General features: G+C 72.0%; 22 protein-coding genes. 20 read left to right on the top strand and 2 right to left on the bottom strand.

Annotation, left to right across the window (positions count from 1 at the left end):
* Window positions 1-76 precede the first annotated feature (76 nt).
* Window positions 77-835 carry a DUF6209 family protein gene (locus KGD87_RS15415; RefSeq protein ID WP_284668171.1) on the bottom strand — a complete coding sequence of 253 codons (759 nt, stop codon included), beginning with the start codon at window positions 833-835 and terminating at the stop codon, window positions 77-79.
* A 231-nt stretch (window positions 836-1,066) separates the two neighbouring features.
* Between KGD87_RS15415 and KGD87_RS15410 the strand changes: the two genes are divergently transcribed.
* The 19 genes from KGD87_RS15410 (at window position 1,067) to KGD87_RS15320 (ending at window position 16,671) form a co-directional block, all read left to right on the top strand.
* A complete protein-coding gene (locus KGD87_RS15410; RefSeq protein WP_284668170.1) occupies window positions 1,067-1,942 on the top strand; it encodes a formylglycine-generating enzyme family protein in 876 nt (291 codons plus the stop codon).
* 12 nt (window positions 1,943-1,954) lie between these two features.
* The gene (locus KGD87_RS15405) at window positions 1,955-2,362 is read left to right on the top strand and encodes a VOC family protein (protein WP_284668169.1); all 408 of its coding nucleotides are present in this window, start codon (window positions 1,955-1,957) and stop codon (window positions 2,360-2,362) included.
* A 205-nt stretch (window positions 2,363-2,567) separates the two neighbouring features.
* The gene (locus tag KGD87_RS15400; protein ID WP_284668168.1) at window positions 2,568-3,107 is read left to right on the top strand and encodes a Na+/H+ antiporter subunit E; all 540 of its coding nucleotides are present in this window, start codon (window positions 2,568-2,570) and stop codon (window positions 3,105-3,107) included.
* Entirely contained in the window at window positions 3,104-3,373 is a 270-nt protein-coding gene (locus tag KGD87_RS15395; protein WP_284668167.1) for an MrpF/PhaF family protein, read from the top strand. Before KGD87_RS15400 ends, KGD87_RS15395 begins: the two co-directional genes overlap by 4 nt.
* A complete protein-coding gene (locus tag KGD87_RS15390) occupies window positions 3,370-3,684 on the top strand; it encodes a cation:proton antiporter (RefSeq protein ID WP_284668166.1) in 315 nt (104 codons plus the stop codon). Before KGD87_RS15395 ends, KGD87_RS15390 begins: the two co-directional genes overlap by 4 nt.
* The gene (gene mbhE / locus KGD87_RS15385; RefSeq protein ID WP_284668165.1) at window positions 3,669-4,604 is read left to right on the top strand and encodes a hydrogen gas-evolving membrane-bound hydrogenase subunit E; all 936 of its coding nucleotides are present in this window, start codon (window positions 3,669-3,671) and stop codon (window positions 4,602-4,604) included. Before KGD87_RS15390 ends, mbhE begins: the two co-directional genes overlap by 16 nt.
* Window positions 4,601-4,927 (top strand): NADH-quinone oxidoreductase subunit K, encoded by a 327-nt coding sequence (locus KGD87_RS15380; protein WP_284668164.1) that lies wholly within the window; start codon window positions 4,601-4,603, stop codon window positions 4,925-4,927. Before mbhE ends, KGD87_RS15380 begins: the two co-directional genes overlap by 4 nt.
* 1 nt (window position 4,928) lies before the next feature.
* The gene (locus KGD87_RS15375; RefSeq protein ID WP_284668163.1) at window positions 4,929-6,407 is read left to right on the top strand and encodes a complex I subunit 5 family protein; all 1,479 of its coding nucleotides are present in this window, start codon (window positions 4,929-4,931) and stop codon (window positions 6,405-6,407) included.
* Window positions 6,404-7,903 (top strand): proton-conducting transporter transmembrane domain-containing protein, encoded by a 1,500-nt coding sequence (locus KGD87_RS15370; RefSeq protein ID WP_284668162.1) that lies wholly within the window; start codon window positions 6,404-6,406, stop codon window positions 7,901-7,903. The genes KGD87_RS15375 and KGD87_RS15370 overlap by 4 nt, the downstream gene beginning before the upstream one ends.
* Entirely contained in the window at window positions 7,900-9,600 is a 1,701-nt protein-coding gene (locus KGD87_RS15365) for a complex I subunit 5 family protein (protein ID WP_284668161.1), read from the top strand. The genes KGD87_RS15370 and KGD87_RS15365 overlap by 4 nt, the downstream gene beginning before the upstream one ends.
* Before the next feature lie 39 nt (window positions 9,601-9,639).
* Complete coding sequence (locus KGD87_RS15360) at window positions 9,640-10,077, top strand: sodium:calcium antiporter (protein ID WP_284668160.1); 438 nt, start codon at window positions 9,640-9,642, stop codon at window positions 10,075-10,077.
* Window positions 10,038-10,355 carry an ATP-binding protein gene (locus KGD87_RS15355; RefSeq protein ID WP_284668159.1) on the top strand — a complete coding sequence of 106 codons (318 nt, stop codon included), beginning with the start codon at window positions 10,038-10,040 and terminating at the stop codon, window positions 10,353-10,355. Before KGD87_RS15360 ends, KGD87_RS15355 begins: the two co-directional genes overlap by 40 nt.
* 468 nt (window positions 10,356-10,823) lie before the next feature.
* Window positions 10,824-11,882, top strand: a complete 1,059-nt coding sequence (gene cheB, locus KGD87_RS15350) for a chemotaxis-specific protein-glutamate methyltransferase CheB (RefSeq protein ID WP_284668158.1) — start codon at window positions 10,824-10,826, stop codon at window positions 11,880-11,882.
* A 6-nt stretch (window positions 11,883-11,888) separates the two neighbouring features.
* A complete protein-coding gene (locus tag KGD87_RS15345) occupies window positions 11,889-13,160 on the top strand; it encodes a CheR family methyltransferase (protein WP_284668157.1) in 1,272 nt (423 codons plus the stop codon).
* Window positions 13,161-13,247: 87 nt separating this feature from the next.
* Window positions 13,248-14,090 (top strand): tetratricopeptide repeat protein, encoded by an 843-nt coding sequence (locus tag KGD87_RS15340; protein ID WP_284668156.1) that lies wholly within the window; start codon window positions 13,248-13,250, stop codon window positions 14,088-14,090.
* Complete coding sequence (locus tag KGD87_RS15335) at window positions 14,087-14,221, top strand: hypothetical protein (protein ID WP_284668155.1); 135 nt, start codon at window positions 14,087-14,089, stop codon at window positions 14,219-14,221. Before KGD87_RS15340 ends, KGD87_RS15335 begins: the two co-directional genes overlap by 4 nt.
* A gap of 72 nt (window positions 14,222-14,293) precedes the next feature.
* Window positions 14,294-15,232 (top strand): metallophosphoesterase family protein, encoded by a 939-nt coding sequence (locus tag KGD87_RS15330; RefSeq protein WP_284668154.1) that lies wholly within the window; start codon window positions 14,294-14,296, stop codon window positions 15,230-15,232.
* A 111-nt stretch (window positions 15,233-15,343) separates the two neighbouring features.
* The gene (gene rpmE, locus KGD87_RS15325) at window positions 15,344-15,565 is read left to right on the top strand and encodes a 50S ribosomal protein L31 (protein ID WP_163781613.1); all 222 of its coding nucleotides are present in this window, start codon (window positions 15,344-15,346) and stop codon (window positions 15,563-15,565) included.
* Window positions 15,566-15,786: 221 nt separating this feature from the next.
* Window positions 15,787-16,671 (top strand): DNA-methyltransferase, encoded by an 885-nt coding sequence (locus tag KGD87_RS15320; RefSeq protein WP_163781615.1) that lies wholly within the window; start codon window positions 15,787-15,789, stop codon window positions 16,669-16,671.
* 23 nt (window positions 16,672-16,694) lie between these two features.
* Here the strand turns inward: KGD87_RS15320 and KGD87_RS15315 are convergent, their stop codons facing one another.
* Window positions 16,695-18,449, bottom strand: coding sequence for a M1 family metallopeptidase (locus KGD87_RS15315; RefSeq protein WP_284668153.1), 1,755 nt, complete (start codon window positions 18,447-18,449; stop codon window positions 16,695-16,697).
* Window positions 18,450-18,576: 127 nt separating this feature from the next.
* Here KGD87_RS15315 and KGD87_RS15310 point away from each other — a divergent pair, with 127 nt between their 5' ends.
* A complete protein-coding gene (locus tag KGD87_RS15310; protein WP_284668152.1) occupies window positions 18,577-20,955 on the top strand; it encodes a 3-hydroxyacyl-CoA dehydrogenase/enoyl-CoA hydratase family protein in 2,379 nt (792 codons plus the stop codon).
* Window positions 20,956-20,980 lie beyond the last annotated feature (25 nt).

Here is a 20,980-nt window from a genome sequence, read left to right as displayed (position 1 = left end):
TGCGCGGGCCGCGCCGTCCTTCACGGCGGCGCGGCCCACCAGTCGCCTGCGCCCAGGCTACGGCGCCCGGTGCGGCTCACTCCACGGCGAAGTGATAGTTGGAGCCGTAGTTGTTGTCGTAGCGCACGCAGGAGCTGCGGTCCGTGTTGCGGAACCACATCTCCAGGTGGCGGGCGCCGGCCGGAGCGGTGATGGCCGCCGGCACGGACCTGCCGGAGCCGGTGACGACCGTCTCCTGGATGGGGCCGTTGTCGAAGCGGTACTGCGCGACAATCGCCCAGGCCGGGCCGTTGTACGTGGCGCGGCACTCGGGTAGGCGGGCCACGTCGTAGTTGACGATGAACTCCTGGCCGGCGCGCAGCGTGCCCGCCACGGGCTCGTCCCAGTTCGCGTTGAAGGAGAGGGTCGGCGCGCCGATGGGGAAGTGGTAGTTGCTCCCGTAGTTGGAGTCCCAGGCCTGGCAGCCCTGGCTGGAGATGTCGAACCACATCACCAGGGCGCCGCTCAGCCCCGCGGGGAGATGCAGGGTGCGCTGGGAGGGGTTGCCGTCCGGCGCGTGGCCGGCCACCCAGAAGCTCACCACCGGGCCGCGGTTCACCTGGACGTGGCCGGTGATGGTCCAGGTCGGGTTGCCCGAGGAGGTGGTGCCCCGGCACTGCGGCAGGCGGCTGGTGTCGTAGTTGACGACCACCGCGCCGCCCACGGGAATCAGCTCCACCGACGGCGTCTCGTTCCAATACCCATCGAAGGTGATGGAGGTGGGGGTGGTCTGCGCCGCGGCCGTGGACGCCAGCAGCAGCAGCGGCAGGAGGGAGGGAAGAAGTCGACGGACCAAGATGCGCTCCTTTTGAGCGGAAGAGGGACCGGACGGCGCTATCCCGCTCCCGCACATCAGGTCAATGGTCTGGCGCGGGACTTCCGCGTCTTGAAGGCTTGGCGCCTCGCGACGCATCCGGGGGCGCCGCGGGTCCGTGTCATTCTCCTGGACCCTCAGGCTGTCGCATTCGAACATGCCCGTTGAAGCCGCTGCCACCAGTGGGGTCCTCTTCGACAAGGAGTTCTCCGGATGACATTCATCTCGGACCGTTCGTGCGTCGTCCTCCTGTTGCTCATGGGGGGCTGTGGGACGGCGAAGCGGGTGCCGGCGCAGGTCTCTGCCCGCGTGGAGCCGGTCGCCGAGGCTCGCGCGGTGTGGTTGCCGGCGGGGCGCTTCGAGATGGGCTCCCCGGAGGGTGAGGCGGGGCGGGACGCGGACGAGGGGCCTCGGACGAAGGTCGCGCTCGAGCGATTCCAGATGGACGTCACGCCCGTGACGGTGCGCGCCTTCGCGGCGCGAGCCGGACAGGTGCGGGCGAAGGAGCCCCATGCACGATGGTGGACCGACGCGGAGACGCCGGCAGCGTGGCTGGGCCGCTGCAACCTGGGCTCCGCGCGCACGGAGCACCCCATGAACTGTGTGGACTGGCGGGCGGCACGGGCCTACTGCGAATTGGTGGGGGGCACCCTGCCCACGGAGGCCGAGTGGGAGTACGCCGCGCGCGCCACGGCTCCCGCCGCCTATTGGTGGGGCGCGGCGTTCGACGGGGCGCGTGTGGTGAGCTCGGTGGCCTGCGCGTCAAGAGGCTGTCAGGGAGGCACGGCCCCTGTGGTTCACGCCGGGTTGCGCTGTAACGGCTGGGGGCTCTGCGACATGGCGGGGAACGTGTGGCAATGGACCGCCACTGCCTATCGGGAGCAGCTCGGCGAGGCCACGCCCACGGAGCCCTCAGGCGTGCCGGAGAACCCCGTCCTCCGAGGGGGCTCCTGGCTCAATCACGTGCCGTCCTTGTTCCGGTCCGCGCATCGCGGTCTCGCCTATCCGCGGAACGGTTTGACAGGGGTGGGGTTCCGCTGCGTGCACCGGCGCCCTCCCAAGGTCATGAGCCGTCGAACCCATGAATGATTGGAGTCCCCGATGATGCTTTTTCGAATCATCCTCCCGGTTGCCGACATCGAGCAGGCAACTCGCTTCTACGCTCAAGTGCTTGGCCTTCCAGGGGAGCGCGTCTCCCCGGGCCGGCACTACTTCGCCGATGCGGACGCCGGCGGGGCCGTGCTTGCATGCTACTCGCCACGTGAGGATGGCGATGCCTCCGAACACGGCGAGACCTGGCGCCCGCATCCGTTCCAGTACGTGTACTTCTCGACCAGGGACCTCGAAGCCCTCCGCGAGCGCTGCCTTTCGGCTGGCGCTACCGCGGTGACGCCAGTCGAGCACATGCCGTGGGGCGAGACGCTGTTCTATGCGGTCGACCCATTCGGCAATCCCATCGCGTTCGTCGAATCCGGCACCGAGTTCCTCGGTGGCCGTCCCGCGCCATGACAGCCCGGCACGCGGCCGTGGCGGGTTGAGGCCAACGAACTGAAGGTGCGGTTGGCGCGGGGAGCGTCCCTTGCGGAGGGGGCTGAGCCCGCGTGCCTCGTGCCAGGGCGTGTGCGGGAACGGACAGCGACAGCGGGCGGCCCCGCGGGACGATGGCCGCGAGGGGCGTGGGATGCCGACTCATTGGCGCCACGGGTGCCACCGCATGCCTTCTCCCCAAGCCCACAGCTTCCGAGGCCCGCGCCGGGCGTGGACCCTCGCTGTCCGGGGCGCGCTGCTGTCCGTGCTGTGGGCGGTGCTCGTGGAGGCCCATCCGGAGGGGCTGTGGGTGGGGCTGGTGGCGGTGCCGCTGGCGCTGGCGGCGAGCCTGGCCTTGTCTCCACCGGGCCCCACGGGAGTCCGGTGGTGGGCGCTGCTGCGCTTCCTGCCGGGCTTCGCGCGGCGGGCGCTCACCGGGAGTGTCGACGTGGCGTTTCGGGCGCTTCGGCCGGGGCCGCCGGTGTCGCCGGGGTACCTGGACGTGCCGGTGCGGCTGCCAGGCCTGTCCTCGCGCGTGTTCCTCTCCAGCGTCGGCAGCCTCATCCCGGGGACGCTTGGGGTGGACCTGGACGAGGGCCGCCTCACGCTGCACCTGCTGGACGCGCGAGCGCCCGCGCGCGAAGCCGCGCTGGAGGAACTGCGCGCGCTGGAGCGGAGCGTGGCCGCCATCTTCGGCGTCGCTCCGGCGGGAGGGCCGCGGCCATGAGCGCGTTCTTCCTGGGCGTGGCGGTCGTCCTGCTGCTCAACGTCCTGGTGGGCCTGTGGCGGCTGCTGCTCGGGCCCACGGCGGCGGACCGGATGGTGTCCGCCAACCTCTTCGGCACCACGGGGGTGGCCATCCTCCTGCTGCTGGCGGAGGCGGAGGACCGTGGGCCGCTGCGGGACGTGGCACTGGTGCTGGTGGTGCTGGCCGTGGTGTCCACCGCCACCTTCATCACCCGGCCACCGCCCGCGCCCGAGGACCGGTCATGATGGCGCTGGCGCGAGACGTCCTCTCCTCCGCGCTCGTCGTGCTGGGCGCGCTGTTCTTCACCGCGGGGACGGTGGGGCTGCTGCGCTTCCCGGACGTGCTGTGCCGGCTGCACGCGGTGGCCAAGGCGGACGGTGCCGGGCTGGGCCTGGTGGCGCTGGGGCTGCTGCTGCGCGCGGAGTCCGTGGCCGCGGCGCTGAAGGTGTTGGCGGTGTGGCTACTGGCGCTGGTGGCGAGCGCCTCGTCGGGGCAGTTGGTGGGGCGCTTCGCGACGCGGGCGTCCGGACGGGAGCGGCCATGGACGCGGGACTGACGCTGGACGCGCTGCTGGCGCTGGCGCTGCCGCTGCTGGTCTGGCGGGCCGTCTCCGCCCGGGACGTGTTCCAGGCCTGCGTGGTGTTCATCGCATACGGGCTGCTGCTGGCGCTGGCGTGGGTGCGGCTGGGCGCGGTGGACGTGGCGCTGGCCGAGGCGGGGCTGAGCGCGGGCTTCACCGGCGCGCTGCTGCTGGACGCGGCGGTCCGGCTGGGGCGCGCGCGGGAGCGCCCGGTAATCTGGAGACCCTGGGTGGCGCTGCCGTGCGCCGCCGTGGGGGGGCTGCTGCTGTGGGCCTTGTGGACGCTGCCCGCGCCGTCCACGCGGCTGCCGGAGCTCTTGCGCGAGCGCCTGCCGGACAGCGGCGTGAAGAACCCCGTCACCGCGGTGCTGCTCAATTTCCGCGCCTACGACACGCTGCTGGAGGTGGGGGTGCTGTGGCTTGCCGGGCTGGCGGCCTGGGCCGTGCTGCCGGCGAGACCCGCGGGACCGGCGGACGCACCGGTGGACGCGGGCCCGGTGCTGCCGGCGCTGGCGCGGCTGGGCGTGCCGGTGGCGGTGCTGGTGGCGCTGTACCTCCTGTGGGTGGGCAGCAGCCTGCCGGGGGGGGCCTTCCAGGCGGCGGCGCTGCTGGTGGGCGCGGCGGTGGTGCTGCGCGTGTCGGGCAGGCTGCCGCCGGTGGTGACGGACCGGTGGCCCATGCGCCTGGGGCTGGTGGCGGGCACGGCGGTGTTCCTCGCGGTGGCGGTGGGCGCGGGCCTGGGGGGGCGGCTGCTGGAGTATCCGCGCGCCGCGGCCTACGGGCTCATCGTCCTCATCGAGGTGGCGGCCATGGTGTCCATCGCGCTGGTGCTGGCGGTGCTCTTCGCCGGACGGCGGGACGTGCCGGGGACGTGGCGCGGGGAGGCGCCGCGGTGAGCGCGGTGACGCTGTACCTGGGCGCGGCGGCGGCGGTGGTGGCCGTGGCCCTGTACGGGCTGCTGGCGCGGGCGCACCTGGTGCGCAAGCTGCTGTCCGCCAACCTCCTGGGCAGCGGCATCTTCCTGGTGCTGGTGGCCGTGGGGCGGCGCGTGGAGCCGCCGGACCCGGTGCCCTCGGCGCTGGTGCTCACCGGCATCGTCGTGTCGGTGAGCACCACGGGCTTCGCGCTGCTGCTGACGCGGCGGCTCCACGAGGAGACGGGCAAGGCGCACCTGCCCGAGGACGACGGCCCGGGCGGAGGCGGCGCCGCCGCGGGGTGACATGGCCGCGGACCTGTCGAGCGCATGGGTCTGGGTGCCGGTGGCCCTTCCGCTCGCCGCGGCGGGCGTGGCCTTCGTGGCGCGCCGGGCCGGGCCCGCGGTGGGGCTCTTCACGTCGGTGGCCCTGTGCGCGTGCGCGGCGGGGCTGGGGCTGGAGGTGTGGCGGGGCGGGCCGGTGCGCCACGCGGTGGGCGGGTGGGGCGCGCCGCTGGGCATCGACCTGTACGCGGACGGCCTGTCCGCCGTGGTGGTGGCGATGGTGGCCGGCGTGGGCGCGGGCGTCGCCGTGCATGCGTGGCGCTACTTCCCACCGGGCCATGAGCGCGACTTCTTCTGGCCGCTGTGGCTGATGCTGGCTTGCGGGCTGGGCGCGGTGGCGGTGGTCGGGGACGTCTTCAACCTCTACGTCGCCTTCGAGGTGACGTCGATTGCCGCTGTGGGCCTGGTGGCCCTGGGGCACGGCGCGGTGGCGCGCGTGGCCGCGGAGCGCTACGTGCTGGCGTCCCTGGGCGGCTCGCTGGTGTACCTGCTGGCGGTGGCGCTGATGTACGCGGAGTACGGCGTGCTGGACATGGCGGAGCTCGCCGCGCGGGTGCGGCCCTCGCCGGCCACGGGGCTGGCGCTGGCGCTGGCCATGGCGGGCCTGTCCGTGAAGGCGGCGCTGCTGCCGCTGCACGGGTGGCTGCCGCCCGCGCACGCCAGCGCCCCGGCGCCCGCCAGCGCGCTGCTGTCCGCGCTGGTGGTGAAGGCGGCGCTCTACGCGCAGTTGCGGCTGGGCTTCACCGTGTTCGCCGGGGCGCGCACGCCCGCGCTGGACGCGGCGCTGGGGACGCTGGGGGTGGGGGCCATTGTCTGGGGCTCGCTGCTGGCGCTGCGGCAGCGGCGGCTCAAGGGCGTGGTGGCGTACTCCACGGTGGGGCAGCTGGGCTACCCGTTCCTCGCCTTCCCCCTGGCGGGCACCGCGGGGGCGGGCGCGGCCCTGTCCGGGGCCGTCTACTTCCTGCTCGCGCACGCGTGCGCCAAGGCGGCGCTCTTCCTGGCGGCGGGCAACGTGCAGCGCGCACTGGGGCATGACCGGGTGGAGGAGCTGCGGGGCGCGAGCGCGGCGCTGCCCATGACGTTCCTGGCCTTCGCGCTGGCGAGCCTGAGCCTGATGGGGCTGCCGCCCAGCGGCGGCTTCGTGGCCAAGTGGCTGCTGCTGCGCGGCGCGCTGGAGGCGGAGGCCTGGGCGCTGGCGGTGGTCATCGTCGGCGGCGGGCTGCTGGCGGCGGGCTACCTGCTGCGGGTGCTATCGCTCGCGATGGCCGTGCCCTCCGGGCCTCCGCCGGCGGTGGCGCGGGTGCCGCGCACCCTGGAGGGGGTGGCGCTGGCGCTGGCGCTGGCGGCGGTGGCGCTGGGGCTGGTGTCGTCCGCGCCGCTGGCGCTGCTGGAGGTGGGGGCGCCGGAGCCACCGGGGGCGCCCAGGCGGAGGGGGCCATGAGCGGGTGGAACACCTGGCTGCCGATGCTGGTGCTGGGCACGTCGTTGGTGACGGGCGCGATCATCTTCTGCATGCCCGAGTCGTGGCGCCGCGCGCGCACGGCGCTCAACGTGAGCGGGGCCACGCTGAAGGCGGGCCTGGTGGCGGACATGGTGTGGGGCGTCTTCCATGGCCAGCGCTACGAGACGCGGCTGGGGCTGGGCCTGGGGCCGGGGCTGGAGCTGGTGCTGAGCAGCGACTCGCTGAGCATGCTCTTCGCCACGCTGTCTTCGCTGCTGTGGCTCGTCACGACGCTGTACGCGGTGGGCTACCTGGAGGGCACGCACCACCTGCGGCGCTTCTTCGGCTTCTTCAGCCTGTGCGTCACCGCGACCATGGGCATCTCCTTCGCGGGCAACCCCATCACCTTCCTCCTCTTCTACGAGCTGCTGACGGTGAGCACCTACCCGCTGGTGGTGCACGAGGGCACGGACGAGGCGTTGCGCGCCGGGCGCGTCTACCTGCGCTACACGCTGACGGGCGGGGCGGTGCTCTTCCTGGCGGTGGCCTGGCTGTACGCGCTGGCGGGGCCGGTGGCGTTCACCGTGGGCGGCGTGCTGGCGGGGCTGGGGTTGGGGCGGGGCGAGGCGGTGGGGCTGTTCGCGCTCTTCATCGCGGGGCTGGGGGTGAAGGCGGCGCTGGTGCCGCTGCACGGCTGGCTGCCGGCGGCCATGGTGGCGCCCGCGCCGGTGAGCGCGCTGCTGCACGCGGTGGCGGTGGTGAAGGCGGGAGCGTTCGGCATCGTCCGCGTCGTCTATGACGTGTTCGGCGTGCGCTACGCGCAGTCGCTGGGCGTGACGGACCCGCTGGCGGCGCTGGCGGCCTTCACCATCCTCTATGGCTCCGTGCGCGCGCTGTCGCAGCAGAACCTGAAGCGGCGGCTGGCGTACTCCACGGTGAGCCAGGTCTCGTACATCGTCCTGGGCATCGCCATCGTCGGCCCGGTGTCCACCGTGGCGGCCCTGTCCCACCTCGTCCACCAAGGGCTGATGAAGATAACCCTCTTCTTCTGCGCGGGCAGCCTGGGCAAGGGGCTGCACATCCACGAAGTGAACGAGCTCAAGGGCGCGGGGCGGCGCATGCCGTGGACGATGGCGGCCTTCTCGGTGGGGGCGCTGGGGATGATGGGCGTGCCACCCGTGGCCGGCTTCGTCACCAAGTGGTACCTGGGCCTGGGCGCGGTGAGCGAGCGGGGCCAGTCCTGGGCGCTCTGGGTGCTGGTGGGCAGCACGGTGCTCAACGCCACCTACTTCCTGCCGCTGCTGAAGATGGCCTGGTTCGACGCGCCGGACGCGGAGCACGCGGGCCCCGCGCCACGGTGGGAGGGCCACCCGCTGCTGCTCTTCCCGCTGCTCGCCACGGCGCTGCTGTCGCTGGTGGTGGGGCTGCTGGCGCACTCGCCCATCAGCCCGTTGTCCTGGGCCTGGCTCATCTCCCAGCGGGAGTTCCGGCCATGAGCGCCCGGGGCCTGCTGCTCGTCGCCGTCTTCCTGCCGCTGGTGGCCGCGGGGCTGGCGGCCGTGCGGGGGCCGCGGCGGTGGAGCGGCGCGTTGGCCTCGGTGGCGGCGCTGCCGGCGCTGGGGCTGGCGCTGGCGGCGGGGCGCTCGCCGTCGCTGGAGGTGGAGCTGCCGTGGCTGCTGCTGGGCACGCGGCTGGGGCTGGACGCCACCAGCCGGCCCTTCCTCCTGGCCACGTCGCTGCTGTGGACGGCGGCCGGGGTGTACGCGGCGAGCTACCTGGCGGAGGACCCGCGGCGGCACCGCTTCCACGCGCTGTTCCTGGCGGCCCTGGCCGGCAACCTGGGGCTGGTGCTGTCGCTGGACGTCGTCAGCTTCTACACGGCCTACGCGGTGATGAGCTTCTCCACCTACGGGCTGGTCATCCACGCGGGCGGGCCGGAGGCGGAGCGCGCCGCGCGGGTGTACATGGGCTTCGTCGTCTTCAGCGAGGTGCTGGTGCTCGCCGGCCTGGTGTTCGCGGTGGCGGCGGCGGGGGGCGCGCTGGACGTGCGCGCGGTGGCGGCGGGGCTGGGGGCCTCCGCCTGGCGTGACATGGCCCTGGGGCTGCTGCTGGCGGGCTTCGGGGTGAAGGCGGGCGTGCTGGGGCTGCACGCCTGGCTGCCGCTGGCGCACGCGCTGGCGCCCACCCCGGCGAGCGCGGTGCTCAGCGGCGCCATGCTCAAGGCCGGGGTGCTGGGCTGGCTGCGCGTGCTGCCGCCGTCCCCGCTGCCCTCGTGGGGCGCGGTGCTGGTGGGGGTGGGCCTGGCGGGAGCGTTCGCGGGCGCAGGGGTGGGCTTCACCCAGCGGCGGCCCAAGGCGGTGCTGGCCTACTCCAGCGTGAGCCAACTCGGCATCATCACCGTGGGCGTGGGCCTGCTGCTGTCGGGCGGCACGGGCGCGGTGGGGGCGGTGGCGCTGTACGCGGTGCACCACGCGCTCGCCAAGGGGGCGCTCTTTTTGGGCGTGGGCGTGGCACAGGCCGCTGACGGCCGGGCGCGGCGGTGGCTGCTCGGGGGGCTGGCCCTGCTGAGCCTGTCCCTGGCGGGGGCGCCGCTGACGGGAGGGGCGCTGGCGAAGGCGGCGCTGAAGGGCGCGGGGGCCGGCCCGGCGGTGTCGCTGGCATTGTCGGTGGCGGCCGTGGGCAGCACGCTCGTCCTGGCCCGCTTCCTGTGGCTGGTGCCGCGCCCGGAGGAGGGGCGCCACGCGCACGGCGGGCCGAGGTTGTGGGGGCCCTGGGCGGCGCTCACCGTGCTGGCCTTCGCGGCGGTGTGGGGGCTGGCGCCGGACAAGGCGGTGGCCAAGGTGCTGTCGGGGAACGGGGCCTGGGCGGCGCTGTGGCCGGTGCTGGCCGGGAGCGCGGTGGCGGTGGCGCTCTGGCGCTGGCGGCCGCGCGACGGGTGGTGGCTGCCGGAGGTTCCCACGGGCGACGTGGCGCTGGTGCTGCTACGAGCGGGCGCGTGGCTGCGGGACGTGGGGCGAAGGCTCCCGCTGGCGCGGCCACGGGTTCAGGGTCGCGTGCGCTTCGCGAAGACGTGGAGCCTGGCCAGGGGGCCCTGGGCGGAGGCCATGGAGGCGCGGCTGGGGGCCTGGCGTACGCTGGGGCTGGCGCTGCTGGTCCTCGTGGGGCTGTACGTGGTCCTGCTGGCCACGGGTTGAAGGGGGCGCGCATGAGCGCGTGGCAGGGGGGGGCTGTTCGTGGTGGGGCTGGGGTTGCTGGTGGGCGGAGCGGAGTTGCTGGTGAGGGGCGCGTCGAGCCTGGCCCTGGCGACGGGCATCTCCCCGCTGGTGGTGGGGCTGACGGTGGTGGCGTTCGGCACCAGTTCGCCGGAGCTGGCGGTGACCCTCTCCGCGAGCCTGCGCGGGCAGCCGGACCTGGCGCTGGGCAACGTGGTGGGCAGCAACATCTGCAACGTGCTGCTCATCCTCGGGGGGGCCGCGTTGGTGACGCCGCTGGTGGTGGTGCGGCAGTTGGTCTGGCGCGAAGCGCCCATGATGGTGGGCGTGTCCGGGGTGCTGCTGCTGATGTGCCTGGACGGCCGGGTGTCGCGCCTGGACGGCGCGCTGCTGGTGGCTGGGGGCGTGGGCTACACGGCGTGGACGGTGGTGGCCAGCCGGCCCGGGGCGAGGCGCTGACCCGGCTGGCCGCCATGGCCGCCCATGAGGTCCGCAACCCGCTGGGCGTCATCCGCGGCACCGTAGAGCTGATGCGCGAGCGCAGCGGCGCGTCCCTGGGCGAAGGGGAGCTGCGGCTGGTGGCCGGGGTGGACGCGGGTGGGGTGCGGGGGCGGGTGGAGGACGACGGGCCGGGGGGGCCGCCCGGGCTGCGCGAGCGCCTCTTCGAGGTCTTCGTGACGGGGCGGACCGAGGGGACGGGGCTGGGGCTGGCCCTGTGCCGACGGCTGGTGGAGTAGCACGGTGGCCCTGGTGGACGAGCCGCGCCGGGGCAGCACCTTCGAGGTCCGGCTCCCCGCAGCGCGGGGCAGGGAGGCCACATGAGACAGGCGCCGGGGCATGCTGGCCGCCGGGCCGGGAGAGGATGAAGCCAATGGCCCGGGTGCTGGTGGTGGATGACGAGGTGAAGCCTTCCTCACCGCCAGCGCCCACCATGGCAATGCCCTGCCACGTCCACCCCCCCTCGGTTGCGCCCACCCCCGAGGCACTGGAGGTCCTGGAGCTGGCCCGGCGCCTCAAAGGGGCACCCCGTCCATTCGAGGCTCCCGGTGGTCATCCTCACCACCCGTGGGGGGGGAGGAGGACCGGCGGCGGGGGTTGGCGGCCTGGTGCGCCAGGACCTGATGGAGGGGGGGCGGCGACTGCTGGGCTGACAGGCCTCCGCATTGGCTATACTCCCGGGCTCGCGCACGGGGTATGGACAGGGCATGGGCAAGAAAGTGTCGGTGCTGGTGGTCGATGACTCCCTCATCTGCCGACAGCTCATCTGCGAGGCGCTGAGCAAGGACCCCGATATCGAAGTCGTGGGCACCTGCGCGGACGGCAAGCAGGCCGTGGAGATGACCCGGGAGCTGCGTCCCCACGTCATCACCATGGACGTGGACATGCCCGTCATGGACGGGCTCACGGCCACCGAGCACATCATGGCCGAGTGCCCCACGCCCATCCTGGTGCTCACGGCCGACCCGCGCTCGCAGGCGCCGGAGCTGACGTACCGCGCGCTGGAGCTGGGGGCGCTCGCCCTGCAAATCAAGCCCGCCATCGACGCCGGGCCGGACGCGTGGAACCTGGTCCGCGAAATCCGGCTGCTGTCCTCGGTGCGCGTCATCCGCCACCTGCGCCGGCCTCAGCGCGGCCCGCTCTTGCCGCCTCGGGTGGCCACGTCGGTGCTGCCAGCGGTGTCCATGGGCGTGGTGGTGGTGGCGGCGAGCACGGGCGGGCCCCAGGTGCTCTTCAAGATGCTGTCGGAGCTGCCGGCGGACTTCCCGGCGCCCATCGTCATCGTCCAGCACATCAACTCCGCCTTCGCGGAGTCCCTGGCGGGGTGGCTGGCCGGGGCCAGCAAGCTGAAGGTGCGGCTGGCGCGGGACGGAGAGCCGCTGATGCCGGGGCACGTCCTCATCGCTCCGCCGGGGCAGCACACCGTCATCCCCTTCCGGGGGCGCGTGGGGCTCAAGCCAGGCGTGGAGCGGGACGGGCACATGCCGTCCGGCACGGTGCTGCTGGAGAGCGCCGCCCGCACCTATGGCCGGCGCGCGGTGGGCCTGGTGCTGACGGGCATGGGCGCGGACGGCGCGGAGGGGCTGCTGGCCATCAAACAGGCGGGTGGGCTGGCGGTGGCGCAGAACGAGGAGTCCTGCGTGGTGTTCGGCATGCCGGGCACGGCGGTGGAGCGCAAGGCGGTGGACCACCTCATCCACGGTGACGATGTCGCGGCGACGTTGGTGCGGCTGGCGCGGGGAGAGTCCCTCGCGGTGGGGCGCTGAGCCCGGGTGGCTGACGGCGCGCCATGGGCCGGAGTGCGCGCCTTCCTGTCGGCGCGGACGGGGATGGCCCTGAGTGGCCCCCAGGTCCGCCGGCTGGATGAGCGGCTGGCGGCGCGCAGCCAGGGCCTCACGCCGCACCAGTACCTGATGTTCCTCCAGTCCCCGTCGGGCGTGACGGACCTGGAGGACCTCATCGCCGCGGTGGTGGTGAACAAGACGGACCTCTTCCGCGACGAGGTGCAGCTCGCCGCGTTCCGGGCGCAGGTCCTCACCCCCCTGGTGACGCGGAATCGGCGGCCCCTGCGCGTCTGGAGCGCGGGCTGCGCCACGGGCGAGGAGGTGGCCACGCTGCTCGTCCTGCTCGCGGAGGCAGGGGCCGACCCGGACAGCACGGTGCTGGGGACGGACATCGCCGGGGACACCCTGCGCCGCGCGCGGTGGCTGGCCTACAGCCGGGAGCAGCTGCGCCGCGTCCCACCCGAGCTGCGCTCAAGGTACTTCGTCCGGTCCGGCGCGAGAGAAGCCCTGGCGCCCGCGCTGAGGGAGCGCGCGAGCTTCCAGTGCCACAACCTGATGGAGTCGCCGTATCCGGTGGCGCCAGGGGGAGGCGGCTTCGACGTCATCTTCTGCCGCAACGTCCTCATCTACTTCACCGAGGAGGCCTTCCAGCGCACCGTGGAGGCGCTCGCGCGGAGCCTGGCGCCCGGCGGCGTGTTGGTGCTGTCCGCGTCCGAGCCGCTGCTCCGGGTTCCGCCCACGCTGCGGGTGCAGCGCGGCGAGCAGGCCTTCTTCTACGTCCGGCCGGAGGAAGGGGCCTCCGAGGCGCCGCCTGCCCAGCACTCCTGGAGCGGCGCTGCGTCTCCTCCGAAGACGCGTGGCACGACCGCGCCCCCCGAGCGCGCCCGCCCCGACGCCCACCAGGGGCTCGCGGTCGTCACCACACCCGAACCCGGCCCGGAGGCCCGCGCGGAGGCGGACCTCCTCTTCGCGTGCGTGCTGGATGGCGCCGCCTCGGGGGTCTCCGACGCCGTGGCGGAGCGCGACCTGCGTCGCTGCCTGACGCTGGACCCGGACCACGCGGCCGCCCGGTACCTGCTCGGGCTGCTCCTGGAGCAGTGCCGCCGCACCGCCGAGGCGGCCTCCGAGTACCGCCGGGCCTTCCAGGCCCTGGAGTCGGGCCGCTCACGCCCCGTGGCCTTCTTCCTCAACCCCGACCGCCTCCGGGTGGCCTGCGCGCATGCTGCCGAACGGCTGGAGTTTTCCGTCAGGAAGCGGTGACCGGCCAGCCGGGCAGGCCCGTGGGGAGCTGGGACGGGGCGAGAGAAGTCCAGACGGGCAGGGCGTTTGCGCCTAAGATGGCGCCCGATGCGAAGCTTGGCGCTGATATCCCTGCTGGCCCTCCCTGGTTGCTTCTATCCCGCTGACCGCGGCCGCGCCCTCGAGGCGAAGGTCGACCGGCTCGGCACCGACTCCGCCCAGATTCAGACGGAGCTGAAGGAGACGCGCGAGCAGCTCGCCGCCACGCTCCCGAAAATCGACGAGAAGGTCGCGGAGGTCACCAAGGCCCTCAAGGGGCTGGACACCGCGGCGCGCCGCAAGGACGCGGACATCGGCGTGCAGTTCCAGAAGACGGTCGAGGACCTCGCCCAGCTTCGTGGCCAGGTGGAGACGTACCTCCACAAAATCACCGAGCTGGAGACGGCGCTGGCCGCGCAGGACCAGAAGCTCCTCGCCATGCAGGGCGAGACGGCGCTGAAGGAGGCCGAGGCGAAGAAGAAGGCCGAGGAGCTCAAGCGCCCCACGGACAAGAAGGCGTTCCTGGCGCTCGCCAAGGAGAAGGCCCAGGCCGGCGACGTGCTGCTGGCGCGCCAGCTCTACAACGAGTTCATGAAGAAGTGGTCCAAGGACCCGCTGGTGGGGGACGCCCACTTCGGCCTCGGTGAGACGTACTTCACCGAGTCCAAGTGCCGCGAGGCCCTCTTCGAGTACGGCAAGGTGCTGCAGGACTTCCCGAAGGCGGAGTCCGCGCCGGAGTCGTACCTGCGCTCGTCGGACTGCTTCGCCCAGCTGAAGATGAAGGAGGAGTCGCGGCTGGCGCTGGAGGAGCTCATCAAGAGCTACCCGAAGTCCGCCGAGGCGAAGACGGCCAAGGCGCGCCTCGCCGACATGGACAAAAAGGCGGCGCCCGCCAAGAAGGCCAGGAAGTGAGCCCGCGTCCGGTGAACCTGGCCGCGCTGGCGCTGCTGCTCCTGCTGCCCCTGGTGGCGGGCGCGGCGCCCAGGCAGCTCGTCCTCCTCTTCACCGGAGACAATGGGGGCGAAGTCGCCCCCTGTGGTTGACGGCACAACCCCTCTGGCGGTCTGGCCAGACGAAAAGTCGCGATTGAGAAGGAGCTCAAGCAGGGCGCGCCGGTGCTCGTGCTGGACGCCGGCAATGCGCTCTTCAAGAGCCGGGACAGCGCACTGGCGCCGGATGCCCGGGCGCGCGCGGAGCTCGTGCTGTCGCAGATGGACGCGCAGGGCACCGCGGCCATGGCCGTGGGCGCGAGGGACCTCGGGCTCGGCGTGGGCTTCCTCCGGAAGCAGACACGGCGGGCGAAGCTGAAGCTCCTGTCGGCGAACCTCGCGGACGCCCAGGGCAAGCTGCTGTTCCCCGCCTCGTTGGTGACGACGGTGGGCGGCGTGAAGGTGGGCGTGGTGGGCGTCTCTCCCGCCATGGCCAGACCCACGCCGGTGGGGCTCGCCGTTCCGGGACAGGCCCAGGAGCAGGTCCGGGGCCTGCCGGCGCAGCCCGCCGTGGCCGCCGAGGTGAAGCGCCTGCGTGAGAAGTCGAAGGTGGCGCTGGTGGTGGTGCTCGCGGCGGTGCCCCACGCGGAGGCGCTCCAGTTGGCCGACCAGGTGGAGGGCGTGGACTTCGTGGTGCAATCCCACGAAGGCCGGGGCCAGGGCATCGCCCAGCGGCAGGCTCAGGCCACCGTGATTCCCTCCGGGGCCCGGGGCCGCGAGCTGGCGAAGCTGGTGCTCCAGTTGGAGGGGACGGGCCGCTTCGCCGACGCCTCCGTGCAGGAGCGCACCCGGCAGCAGTTGCGCCTGCTCGAAGGCAACCTCACCCGGGCGAAGGCGCGGCACGCGGGCACGCGGGCTCCGGCGGAGCAGCGGCCCCTGGAGGAGACGATTGCCCGCCTGGAGGCCACGCGAGCGGCCTATGAGAAAGAGCTGTCCGGCGGCGCAACGGACGCCGGGCGCACGCATCTATTGTCGTACATCCAGCTCGGCAGTGACGTCCCGGCGGATCCGGCCGTCCAGAAATGGGTGGAGCGCGTCGAGCCCCCCGGCTCGGCGGCCCATTGAGTCGTGCTGGCCTTGTGAAGCGGCCCAAGCGCCATTATAAGCGCCGGCCATCCCTCAGCGCCGGACCTCCTACCCGCGGGCGGGTGGGGGCAAGGCATACTGGAGAGCGCCATGAAGTCCGACATCCATCCCGTCTACCCTCCGGCACGCGTGACCTGCGCGTGCGGCCACAGCGTGGAGACGAAGTCCACCCGCGGCTCGTTCTCGGTGGAAATCTGCTCGAACTGCCACCCCTTCTTCACGGGTAAGTACAAGCTCGTGGACACGGCCGGCCGCATCGACCGCTTCCGCAAGAAGTACGGCGCGTCGCCCACCTCCGCCAAGAAGGCGTAGGCCGCGAAGGGCCTCTCATGGGCCCCGCCACAGTCCAGGCAGTCCCCGTCGAGCAGGGTGTCGGAGGGCCTCCAAGCGAGGCGCTCCCGCCCTGCTCGCGGCGCTTCTACGGCCTGAATCACCCGTCAAGTTTCAGGGTGCTACAGGCCAGAAATTAGACGTAGCACCGAAGCGACCGCACAGTCCGCCGCGTCCACGACGAAGAGTCCGACGGAGGCGAGATGTCCGCGCACGCTGCAGCAGCCCCTTCCCTGAAAGTCGTCCGCCGTTCGCTCAACGAGAGCGTCTACGCGAAAGGGGAGGCCTATACGCTGCTGCACGGCGACAGCCTGGCGCTGATGTCGCAGTTCGAGCCCCAGACGTTCGACATGATTTTCGCCGACCCGCCGTACTTCCTCTCCAACGGCGGCACCACGTGCAAGGGCGGCAAGCGCGTCTCGGTGGCCAAGGGCGGCTGGGACGTGTCGCGCGGCGTGGAGGAGGACCACCAGTTCACCACCGAGTGGCTCGCGGCCTGCCAGCGCCTGCTCAAGCCCACCGGCACGCTGTGGGTGAGCGGCACCCAGCACGTCATCTTCAACGTCGGCTTCGCGATGCAGAAGCTCGGCTACAAGCTGCTCAACACCGTCACCTGGTTCAAGCCCAACGCGAGCCCCAACCTGGCGTGCCGCTACTTCACGCACTCCACGGAGCTGCTCATCTGGGCCTCGCCGAAGTCCGGCGGCAAGCTGCAGCACACGTTCAACTACGCGCGCATGAAGGCGGAGAACGGCGGCAAGCAGATGCGCGACGCCTGGGCGCTGCCGCCCTCTGGTGACGCCGAGCTGACGGCGGACGGCGAGGGCCGGCTGTGGACGCTCGCCGTCCCGCGCGGCGGCGAGGAGAAGGCCTTCGGCAGCCACCCCACGCAGAAGCCGGTGGCGCTGCTGGAGCGCATCCTGGAGGCGAGCTGCCCCCCGGACGCGCTGGTGCTGGACCCCTTCAACGGCAGCGGCACCTCGGGCGTGGCGGCCCTCAAGCTGGGCCACCGCTACGTGGGCATCGACATGGACGAGAACTACCTCGCCCTGTCGGAGAAGCGCCTGCGCGCGGCGGCGTCGAAGTAGCGTGTGTCCCGCCTCGCGCGCGCTCAGGCGCGCGACAGGATGAGCTCCACGCCCTGACGGGCGATGGGGTGGTAGCGCTCCCCGTGCTTCTTGAAGAGAGCGCGCGCCAGGCTCCGGTGCGCGTGCGACGCGGAGAGCACCCCGTACAGCGGCTTGAGGTACTTCATCCGGCCCACCTCGCCGAGGAACGTCTCGGTGCGGGCCACGGCCGGCTCCCAGCCCGCGCGCAGCGCCGACACCAGCCACGCCACCAGCACCTCCGAGTTGCGGCTCTGGGTGAGGCTGAAGCGCGCGTCGAGCTGCTGGAAGACGTCCCGCGGCGTCTGCTGGGGCAGTGACTCCAGGTAGAGCTGCCACTCGGCCGGCGTCCAGTCCTTCGCCTGCTCCGACGTGGGCACCTTGCCGCGCAGCGCGTCCAGGGTCTCCAGGCGCAGCGAGCGCGGTGACGGCGCCCCCGGGGGCACGCCGGGACGGTGCAGGTACGCCTCCGCGTCCACCTTCGTCAGCACCCCGGGCAGCTCCTTCTCCGCGAAGGCGACGAACTCCTCGGTGGTGAGCGCGCGGAAGCGGTAGGTGGCCAGGTAGCGGCGGAGGAACTCGTCGAAGGCGGGCCGCCCGGCCGCGTCCTCCATGGCGCGCAGCAGCAGGTAGCCCTTCTCGTAGGGAATCTGGGAGAAGGCCTCGTCCGGGTCCACGCCGGCCAGGTGCGTGCGCAGCGACGTGAGCTGCGGGTGCGCGCGGAAGTGCTGCAGCGCGGAGTCCAGCGCGCGGCGGCCCAGCGCGCCGTGCAGCGCCGACACTTCCGGACCGGCCAGGGCCTCCAGGATGCGGCGCTCGGCGAAGACGGTGAAGCCCTCGTTGAGCCAGAAGTGCTCGGCGGAGGCGTTCGTCACCAGGTTGCCCGTCCACGAGTGCGCCAGCTCGTGCGCCACCACGTTGACCAGGCTCTTGTCCCCGGTGATGAGCGTGGGCGTGAGGAACGTCAGGCGCGGGTTCTCCATGCCGCCGTAGGGGAACGAGGGCGGCATGGTGAGCAAATCGAACCGCTCCCAGTCATAGGGACCGAAGAGCGACTCGGCGGCGCGCAGCATGTCGTCCACGCCGGAGAACTCCTCCGCCGCCTCCTCCAGCAACTCCGGCTCCGCCCACACGCGCGAGCGCGGCCCCAACTCCTTCGGCGCCAGGCTGCCCACCGCGAAGGCGAGCAGGTAGGGCGGCACCGGCTGGGGCATCTCATAGTGCTCCTCCGCCTCCACGCCGTGCTCCTCGCGCCGCAGGAAGCTGGCGGCCATGACGGCCTTGAGCGCCTTGGGAATCCGCAGCGCCGCCGTATAGCGGATGCGGATGCGCGGCGTGTCCTGGAGCGGCACCACGCTTCGGGCGTGGATGGCCTGGCACTGACTGTAGAGGAAGGGGTGCTGCCCCCCGGCCGTCTGGGGGGGCGTCAGCCACTGGAGCGCGCTGGCGTGCGGCGCCGTGCGGTAGCGCACCGTGAACTGCCGCAGCCCCACCGGCAGCTCGATGCGCAGCCGACTGCCGAGAATCGGCTCGGAAGGGGCGAGGATGTAGGGCAAGGGACGACCCGCGGCGTCGACGACGTCACGGATTTCCAAATCCCGGGTATCCAGGTCCAGCGGCCCGGCCGAGGCTTCCTTGAGGGTGTGGGTGACCTCCGCGTGGAGCCGCTGCGTCTTGAAATCGACGCGGGCCCTCCAGTCCAGGGTTTCCGTCTCAGGCTGCGTGCTGTCGTTGTACGAGTGCGGGTCGAGGCGCGCCATGGAGGGCCGGTTTCTAGTCGGCTTGTCCTCTGGTGGCGAGCGCCCTGGCCATCCGAACCGATTGACTTTCGGGTCAATCGCCTACATTTGTGCAGTCCCCTCCTTCCCAACAGGGAGCCTTTCCCACATGACGACGCGGATCCGAAAAGTGGCTGTGCTGGGCGCCGGAGTAATGGGCAGCGGCATCGCCGCGCACCTGGCCAACTCGGGCGTGCGTGCGCTCCTCCTGGACATCGTTCCGCCCAAGGCCGCGCCGGGCGAGGACACCTCCTCGAAGGCGTTTCGCAACAAGTTTGCCCAGGGCGCGCTGGCCAACCTGCGCAAGCAGAAGCCCAGCCCCATCGTCTCCGCGGAGGTGTTCACCAACATCGAGGTGGGCAACTTCGAGGACGACCTGCACCGCATCGCCGAGTGCGACTGGGTGGTGGAGGTGGTGAAGGAGGACCTGAAGATCAAGCAGGACCTGTTCGCCAAGGTGGAGAAGCTCGCCCGTCCGGGCACCATCATCTCGTCCAACACCTCCGGCATGTCGATTGTGGGCATGACCGAGGGCCGCGGCGCGGACTTCAAGAAGAACTTCCTCGTCACGCACTTCTTCAACCCCGTCCGCTACATGAAGCTGCTGGAGTTGGTGGCCGGCAAGGACACGGACCCGGAGGTGCTGAAGACGCTGCACCGCTTCGGCGAAGAGGTGCTGGGCAAGGGCATCGTCTACGGCAAGGACACGACCAACTTCATCGCGAACCGCATTGGCGTGTACGGGATGATGCGGACCATCGCCGCCATGGACAAGGCGGAGCTGTCCATCGAAGAGGTGGACAAGATTTTCGGACCGGCCATGGGCCGCCCCAAGTCCGCCGTCTTCCGCACCGCGGACATCGTGGGCCTGGACACGTTCACCCACGTGGCGAAGAACTGCTACGACACGCTGACGCACGACGAAGAGCGTGACGTGTTCGCCAGCCCGGCGTTTCTCCAGAAGATGGTGGAGAAGAACATGCTGGGCGACAAGAGCGGCGGCGGCTTCTACAAGAAGCAGGGCAAGGAGATCCTCGCGCTCGACCTGAAGTCGCTGGAGTACCGGCCGCAGGCGAAGGTGCGCTACGACTCACTGGGCGCCGCGCGGGACATCGAGGACGTGCGCGAGCGCGTGGCCTCGGTGATGAACGCCGAGGACAAGGCGGCGAAGTTCGCCGAGAGCGTCACCCTGGACGTGCTGGCCTACACCAGCCGCCGCATCCCGGAGATCGCCGACGACGTGGTCAACGTGGACCGCGGCGTGCGCTGGGGCTTCGGTTGGGATTTGGGGCCCTTCGAGGTCTGGGACGCCTACGGCGTGAAGAAGGGCGTGGAGCGGATGAAGGCCCTGGGCCTGAAGCCGGCCGCGTGGGTGGAGCAGATGCTGGCCGCGGGCCGCACGTCCTTCTACGGCGTGGAGAAGGGCAAGGACACGTACTGGGACATCCCGTCCAAGTCCGTGAAGGTGGTGCCGGAGAACGCCCGCACGCAGCGCGTGGAGTACCTCAAGCGCGGCAACAAGAAGATCGCCGGCAACGACGGGGCCACGCTGTGGGACCTGGGCGACGGCGCGACGCTGCTGGAGTTCCACACGAAGATGAACTCCATCGATGACCAGATCATCGAGATGATGAACACCGCGCTGGACGAGACGGAGAAGAACCACAAGGGGCTCGTCATCGGGAACGACGGCTCCAACTTCTCCGCGGGCGCGAACATCGTGGCGCTGCTGTGGGCGGCCAAGAGCGGCGAGTTCGAGTCCATCCGCAAGCTGGTGACGGGCTTCCAGGCCGTCAATCAGCGCATGCGCTACAGCCCGGTGCCGGTGGTGACGGCGCCCTTCAACCTCACGCTCGGCGGCGGCGCCGAGGTGACGATGGGCGGCAACGCCATCCAGGCCAGCGCCGAGCTGTACATGGGCCTGGTGGAGGTGGGCGTGGGCCTCATCCCGGGCGGCGGCGGCAACATGCAGCTCTTGCGCAACGTGTACGGCCCCTTCGGCACGGACAAGGACTTCGACTTCTTCCCCTTCCTGAAGAAGATCTTCCTCACCATCGGCATGGCGAAGGTCGCCACCAGCGCCGAGGAGGCCCGTGAGAGCGGCTTCCTGACGCAGGCGGACGGCATCAGCGCCAACCGGGACTTCCTGCTGTCCGACGCGAAGGCCCGCGTGCTGGGCATGGCGGACGCCGGCTTCAAGGCGCCCCGTCCCTCGCGCTTCCGCCTGCCGGGCGTGAGCGGCGCGGCCACCATCGACATGATGCTCTACGACATGGAGCTCAACGGCCAGGTGAGCGCGCACGACCGGAAGATCGCCAAGAAGCTGGCGACCGTGCTCACGGGTGGCAACACCAGCCCGTCGCTGCTGGTGACGGAAGAGCGCTTGCTGGAGCTGGAGGCGGAGGCCTTCCTGAGCCTGTGCGGCGAGGAGAAGACCCAGGACCGCCTGCAGCACATGATCGAGAAGGGCAAGCCGCTGCGGAACTGACGGCCGGCCAGTATCCATAGGCTAC

The organism is Myxococcus sp. SDU36 (assembly GCF_030168875.1).
Classification (GTDB): Bacteria; Myxococcota; Myxococcia; order Myxococcales; family Myxococcaceae; genus Myxococcus; species Myxococcus vastator.
The sequence above is the reverse complement of the archived record's forward strand: the minus strand, read 5'-3'. Positions and strand labels throughout refer to the sequence as shown.

Excerpts from the sequence above, each read along its gene's own strand:
- KGD87_RS15410 (WP_284668170.1), top strand. The coding sequence starts at position 1,067 with ATGACATTCATCTCGGACCGTTCGTGCGTCGTCCTCCTGTTGCTCATG.
- KGD87_RS15405 (WP_284668169.1), top strand. The coding sequence starts at position 1,955 with ATGATGCTTTTTCGAATCATCCTCCCGGTTGCCGACATCGAGCAGGCA.
- KGD87_RS15400 (WP_284668168.1), top strand. The coding sequence starts at position 2,568 with ATGCCTTCTCCCCAAGCCCACAGCTTCCGAGGCCCGCGCCGGGCGTGG.
- KGD87_RS15395 (WP_284668167.1), top strand. The coding sequence starts at position 3,104 with ATGAGCGCGTTCTTCCTGGGCGTGGCGGTCGTCCTGCTGCTCAACGTC.
- KGD87_RS15390 (WP_284668166.1), top strand. The coding sequence starts at position 3,370 with ATGATGGCGCTGGCGCGAGACGTCCTCTCCTCCGCGCTCGTCGTGCTG.
- mbhE (WP_284668165.1), top strand. The coding sequence starts at position 3,669 with ATGGACGCGGGACTGACGCTGGACGCGCTGCTGGCGCTGGCGCTGCCG.
- KGD87_RS15375 (WP_284668163.1), top strand. The coding sequence starts at position 4,929 with ATGGCCGCGGACCTGTCGAGCGCATGGGTCTGGGTGCCGGTGGCCCTT.
- KGD87_RS15370 (WP_284668162.1), top strand. The coding sequence starts at position 6,404 with ATGAGCGGGTGGAACACCTGGCTGCCGATGCTGGTGCTGGGCACGTCG.
- KGD87_RS15365 (WP_284668161.1), top strand. The coding sequence starts at position 7,900 with ATGAGCGCCCGGGGCCTGCTGCTCGTCGCCGTCTTCCTGCCGCTGGTG.
- cheB (WP_284668158.1), top strand. The coding sequence starts at position 10,824 with ATGGGCAAGAAAGTGTCGGTGCTGGTGGTCGATGACTCCCTCATCTGC.
- KGD87_RS15340 (WP_284668156.1), top strand. The coding sequence starts at position 13,248 with ATGCGAAGCTTGGCGCTGATATCCCTGCTGGCCCTCCCTGGTTGCTTC.
- rpmE (WP_163781613.1), top strand. The coding sequence starts at position 15,344 with ATGAAGTCCGACATCCATCCCGTCTACCCTCCGGCACGCGTGACCTGC.
- KGD87_RS15320 (WP_163781615.1), top strand. The coding sequence starts at position 15,787 with ATGTCCGCGCACGCTGCAGCAGCCCCTTCCCTGAAAGTCGTCCGCCGT.
- KGD87_RS15315 (WP_284668153.1), bottom strand. The coding sequence starts at position 18,449 with ATGGCGCGCCTCGACCCGCACTCGTACAACGACAGCACGCAGCCTGAG.
- KGD87_RS15310 (WP_284668152.1), top strand. The coding sequence starts at position 18,577 with ATGACGACGCGGATCCGAAAAGTGGCTGTGCTGGGCGCCGGAGTAATG.